The organism is Clostridium sp. Cult2 (genome assembly GCF_021655075.1).
Taxonomy (GTDB): domain Bacteria; phylum Bacillota; class Clostridia; order Tissierellales; family Tepidimicrobiaceae; genus Schnuerera.
Map to the genome: position 1 here is coordinate 1 of NZ_PPXX01000101.1, position 6,024 is coordinate 6,024.

A 6,024-nucleotide genomic window follows, 5' to 3' on the forward strand; every position below is an offset into this window, starting at 1 on the left:
ATTATTGTTATGTTAATCAGATTTTAATATATATTGTAAAACAATTTACTTCATTAAAGATATTACAAAATGAATTATTAATCTAGATAAATAATATCAAAATTATTTTCTAACAAATCTACAAACAATATTTTTCTTCTCAAAAGTTGTCCTCTATTTATTAAAATTTTTATTACTTCCGCTACTTCTATTGAAGCGACCAATGGTGGAATAAAAGAAGGATTCCCTAATTTTTTCTCTATCCCCTCCTCTGCCCTGCCATTTTTTGGATATAAGAAATTTAAAGTATTATCTTGTGGAAATATTGTTGTCACTTGTCCATAAAAGCCTCCAATTGCACCGTGTACCATAGGAATATTTAATTCAGCAGAGCTATTTTGTATTATCCTCCTTGACTCTATACTATCTAATGCATCTACAATTACATCATGACCTCTAAGGATAGATTTCGAATTAGATTCATCTATCATTATATTTAATGCTTTAACAAGGATATGTGGATTAACCAACTCCATTCTCTTCTTAGTCTCTTCGGATTTACTTAATCCAATATTTTTTGTATGACATACTAATTGTCTGTTTAAATTGGTTTCATCAAATATATCACCATCTATAACCGTTATAAAACCCACCCCAATTCTGCCTAGCATTTCTACTATATATCCGCCTAATCCTCCACAACCAACAACACAAACTTTACTTTTGTTTAATAATTTAATTTCTTCAGCAGAAAGTGCCTTCATATTTCTTAAATATCTTTTCATCATTACACCTACCATCTATTATTTTATTTAATATCTAAAAAGGTTTACATAATATGATTATGTAAACCTTTTTTCTTTTGTTTAATTTTGACTCTTTAATAAAAGGATTTAGAAACAAAATTATTAGTTGCTTTCCACTATATTTTTAATTCTTTCAAGTCCCTTTTCAATATTTTCCATTGATGTAGCATAGGATAATCTTATATAATTGTCATCTCCAAATCCTATTCCAGGAATTACTGCAACTTTACCTTCATCTAAAAGTATTTTTGCAAAATCCAGTGAACTGTTTATTTCCTTTCCTCTAATTATCCTACCTTTTATTTCTGTTATATTAATCATTATATAAAATGCACCTTTTGGTTTTCTACAGCTTAGCCCCTTTATTGAATTTATTTTATCAGCCATAAAATCTCTTCTCTTTTCAAATTGTTTTTTCATTTCACTGATACTGTTTTGATCTCCCAGTAAACCTACTACACTAGCATATTGCGATATAGAACATGGATTAGAAGTTGTATGGCTTTGAATATTGCTCATCACCTTAGCAATATTTTCATTAGCTGCTGCAAATCCTATTCTCCATCCAGTCATAGCATAAGCTTTAGACATTCCATTTATAACAATGGTAAGTTCCTTAATTTTAGGATTAATAGAAGCAATACTTTTGTGCTCTCCATCATATACTAATTTTTCATATATTTCATCAGAAATGATAAATATATTATTTTCTACAGCCCAATCTGCAATTTCTTTCAATTCTTTTTCGTCATAAATAGCCCCGGTTGGATTACTTGGACTATTCAAAATCAATGCTTTGGTTTTATCCGTTAAGGCTTTATTCAAATCGGCAATAGTGAATTTGAAATCATTTTCTTCTTTTGTTTTTATGTATACTGGTTCACCGCCTGTTATTTTAATTAACTCTGGATAACTTACCCAATAGGGAATGCTTATAATTACTTCATCTCCTGAATTTATTATGGCCATTAAAGCATTAAATATGGAATGTTTTGCTCCGTTAGATATTATTATATTATTAGGTGAATAATCAAGATTGTTCTCAGTTTTAAATTTTTTACAGACAGCTTGCTTTAATTCAATTATTCCAGAAGCAGGAGTATATCTAGTCAGTCCTTCATTAATAGCTCTTATACCTTCGTTCCTAATATTTGCCGGAGTATTAAAATCTGGTTCACCAGCACCAAAACTTATTACATCTACTCCTTCAGCTTTCATAGCCTTTGCTTTTGCAGTAATTTCCAAGGTTACAGATGGTGAGATTTTTAATCCTTTTTTAGATAATCTTGAATCCATAACAAAAACCTCCTATTTCCTTAATTTTGATATTACCTATCATAAGCAAAAATTAATAAAATTGCTTATGTATTTGTAGACAAATTAAAGTTTCATACCATATATATCATTTAATACGTTTTTAACAATGGCTAAAGAGTCTACAAAACTTGATTCATACTGCAATAAAATTATTTGATAATGTTTGTATCCATTATCCGTAAGACGATATCTCCTAATTGACCTTTTATCAGGCTCTTCCCACCATCCAGAAACATATCCTTCTTCCTCTAGTTCACGTAAAAGGGGGTATACCATCCCTGGACTCGGTTCCCATTTATTGTTCAATCTACTTTTTATTTCTTCAATAATTTCATTACCATAATAACTTCTTTCCTTAAGTAAATGTAAGATATACAATTTCACAAAGGATGTTGTACTGATTTTAGAAGGAAATTGTCTATTTCTCTCTCCTCTAGAGTTTGTCAATTAAATCCTTCCTTTCATAATTGGAATATTATTAATATTAATATAATAATTACCTAATAAGTAATTACCATCTATCTTATGCCCATGACAATCAGATCCACCAGTCATAATTAGTCCATATTTTTTACTAATTTCAATCAAAAACGCAACATCATCTTCTTTGTGTTTTGAATGGATTACCTCTAAGCCATCAATTCCTTTTTTTATACAATGATATATTATATCTTTATTTTTCAAAATGCCTGGATGAGCTAAAATTGCTATCCCATTAGAGCCATGAATTAAATCCATAGCTTCCTCTAACTTAAGTGTATCCTTTTCTACATATGCTGGCATACCTCTATTAAGAAATTTATCAAATCCCTCTCTAACATCAGATATATAACCTCGTTTAATCATGGCTCTTGCTATGTGAGGTCTCCCAATATAATCCTTTTTAGAAAGCGCTTTAACTTCATGTAAAGATAATTCCATGCCTAAATTGTTTATTTTTCCTATCATTTTAATACCACGTACGACTCTATTTTCTATAAGTTTTTTCGTGGTTTTTTTTATGTTTTCTCCCTTATAATCAATAAAATATCCTAGTATATGAACTTCTTCATCTTCGTATATACATCCCAGCTCAATTCCTGGAATAACTGTGATATTGCCAACTTCTTTACTATATTGAACAGCAGATTCAATCCCTAATATAGTATCATGATCCGTAATAGCAATACCATCAATACCAGTCTTAATGGCCAAATTAACAACTTCCTCTGGTGTAAATAACCCATCAGAAAATGTAGTATGCACGTGTAAATCGAATATCATTTATAACTCTCCTTTTATTTCCACAATTATATTATATACAATTATCAACCTCAGTATCAAGAAAGATTTACTAATTAATTGTAAAATAAAAAAACCTACTATAATTAGTAGGTTTTTTATTTTAGCTGCCTTAAGACTATCTAGGCTCAACGATTAATTTAATAGCTGTCCTTTCCTCACCATCAATTTCAATGTCAGTAAATGCAGGTATGCAAATTAAATCAATTCCGCTAGGTGCCACAAATCCTCTTGCTATGGCCACAGCCTTAACTGCTTGGTTTAATGCACCTGCTCCAATAGCTTGAAGCTCCGCGTTACCTCTCTCCCTCAAAACTCCAGCCAATGCTCCTGCTACAGAATTTGGACTTGATTTTGCTGATACTTTTAATACATCCATTAAAACATCCCCCTTAGTTTTGACTATCTTGGTTCTACAATCAGTTTAATAGCTGTCCTTTCCTCACCATCAATTTCAATGTCAGTAAATGCAGGTATACAAATTAGATCAATTCCACTAGGTGCTACAAATCCTCGTGCTATAGCTACAGCCTTAACTGCTTGATTTAAAGCACCCGCTCCAATAGCTTGGATTTCTGCATTACCTTTCTCCCTCAAAACTCCAGCCAGTGCTCCTGCTACAGAATTTGGACTTGATTTTGCTGATACTTTTAATACATCCATTAAATATCCCCCTCTACATTATTTTATAAAATATTTATGTTTATATTATTTATTCTACAGATAATGTAAAAATCCTCTTTTATTTTGAAAAAATAATAAAGAAATGAATTTTAGTGATAATTTAATAGTATGTTATGCAATATTGGTTCTATTTTGCATATTCTATAGCCCTCGTTTCTCTAATAACGTTAACTTTAATTTGTCCAGGGTAATCAAGTTCAGCTTCTATTTTTTTAACTATCTCTCTAGCAGTTAGAATAATTTCATTATCTCCTACATCTTCAGGTTTTACCATTATCCTTAATTCACGACCTGCTTGTATAGCATAAGATTTTTCAATACCCTCAAAGGAATTTGCAATTTCTTCCAGTTTTTCTAATCGTTTAATATATGCTTCCAATGTTTCTCTTCGTGCACCTGGCCTTGCAGCAGATATCGCATCTGCAGCTTGTACTAATACCGCCTCTACAGTATTCGGCTCTGTATCTCCGTGGTGAGCAGCTATACAATGTAGTACTTCTTTAGATTCTTTATACCTTCTAGCTAAATCAACACCTATGTCAACATGAGGTCCTTCTACCTCATGATCAACAGCTTTACCTATATCATGAAGCAGTCCAGCTCTTTTAGCTATTTTTATATCGGCTCCTAATTCAGAAGCCATAACTCCAGCAAGGTGAGCCACTTCTATAGAATGTCTGAGTACATTTTGACCATAACTTGTTCTATATTTCAATCTGCCCAGAAGTTTTATTAATTCAGGATGGAGGCCATGGATTCCAGTGTCAAATGCAGCTTGTTCTCCTTCTTCTCTAATTACATTATCCACTTCTTTCTTAGCTCTCTCAACCATTTCTTCTATTCTTGCAGGATGAATTCTTCCATCAACAATTAGTTTTTCAAGTGCAATTCGTGCAATTTCTCTTCTAATAGGGTCGAAACCAGATAATACTACAGCTTCTGGGGTATCATCTATAATTAAATCTATCCCTGTTAATGTTTCTAAGGTCCTAATATTTCTACCTTCCCTACCAATAATTCTACCTTTCATTTCATCATTAGGTAGAGAAACAACGGTTACAGTAGACTCTGCTACGTGATCAGCAGCACACTTCTGGATAGCACAGGATATTATTTCCCTTGCTCTCTTTTCTGATTCTTCCTTAGCCTTATTTTCCATTTCTTTAATAAGGAGAGCTGATTCATGTGCTATATCTTTTTTAATATCATTTAATAATAATTCTTTAGCTTCATCAGAGGTAAGTCCTGAAAGTCTTTCTAATTCTTCAACTTGTTTATTATACAATTCTTCAATAAGAATTTCCCTTTCTTCCAATTCTTTGGATTTTCTATTAAGAGACTCTTCCTTTTTCTCTATGGATTCAATCTTTCTATCTATAGATTCCTCTTTGTGTAATAAACGTCTTTCTTGTTTTTGAATTTCAGTCCTTCTCTCTCTGTTTTCTCTTTCATTCTCAATTCTTATTCTATGAATTTCTTCCTTTGCTTCTAAAAGAAGCTCTTTCTTGCTAGTTTCAGCATCCCTATTTGCATCTTCAATAATTCTTCTAGATAATTCTTCAGCATTTCCTATTTTTCTTTCACCGATGGTTTTTCTTATATAAAAACCAATAATGATTCCTATAATAGCAATTAAAATATTAATTATAAGATCAATAACGATGCACCTCCTATTCTATTTAGTTTTCAAGTTTCATACCACATATTCATATTCTTTTAAACAATATCTTAAGGTAAAAATATAAACCGAGTAGCTTATGCCTTCGGCTTATATAGCATACACATAGATTTTTGTATATTTAGGTACGATTACATTTTATTACTTTTAAATAAATATGTCAAGGGTATTAATTAGGAGTTATGATTATTCTATGATAATGTCATATTAAATTCATTCTGATAAAATGTCATATATGAGAGAGGAGATATTTAATATGACTCAAAAAGAAATAACTAG

At 31.1% G+C, this 6,024-nt stretch carries 7 protein-coding genes; all 7 read right to left on the minus strand.

The window, feature by feature from the left end:
- Positions 1 to 77 precede the first annotated feature (77 nt).
- Positions 78 to 764 (minus strand): HesA/MoeB/ThiF family protein, encoded by a 687-nt coding sequence (locus C3E90_RS10505; protein WP_236915623.1) that lies wholly within the window; start codon positions 762 to 764, stop codon positions 78 to 80.
- A 123-nt stretch (positions 765 to 887) separates the two neighbouring features.
- Positions 888 to 2,081, minus strand: a complete 1,194-nt coding sequence (locus C3E90_RS10510) for a pyridoxal phosphate-dependent aminotransferase (RefSeq protein WP_236915624.1) — start codon at positions 2,079 to 2,081, stop codon at positions 888 to 890.
- Between the two features lie 84 nt (positions 2,082 to 2,165).
- A complete protein-coding gene (locus tag C3E90_RS10515) occupies positions 2,166 to 2,549 on the minus strand; it encodes a PadR family transcriptional regulator (protein WP_236915625.1) in 384 nt (127 codons plus the stop codon).
- Entirely contained in the window at positions 2,550 to 3,365 is an 816-nt protein-coding gene (locus C3E90_RS10520) for a PHP domain-containing protein (RefSeq protein WP_236915626.1), read from the minus strand.
- 136 nt (positions 3,366 to 3,501) lie between these two features.
- Positions 3,502 to 3,762 carry a stage V sporulation protein S gene (locus C3E90_RS10525; protein WP_005582732.1) on the minus strand — a complete coding sequence of 87 codons (261 nt, stop codon included), beginning with the start codon at positions 3,760 to 3,762 and terminating at the stop codon, positions 3,502 to 3,504.
- Between the two features lie 23 nt (positions 3,763 to 3,785).
- Positions 3,786 to 4,046, minus strand: a complete 261-nt coding sequence (locus C3E90_RS10530; protein ID WP_005582731.1) for a stage V sporulation protein S — start codon at positions 4,044 to 4,046, stop codon at positions 3,786 to 3,788.
- Positions 4,047 to 4,194: 148 nt separating this feature from the next.
- The gene (gene rny / locus C3E90_RS10535) at positions 4,195 to 5,724 is read right to left on the minus strand and encodes a ribonuclease Y (protein ID WP_336513031.1); all 1,530 of its coding nucleotides are present in this window, start codon (positions 5,722 to 5,724) and stop codon (positions 4,195 to 4,197) included.
- Positions 5,725 to 6,024: the final 300 nt, after the last annotated feature.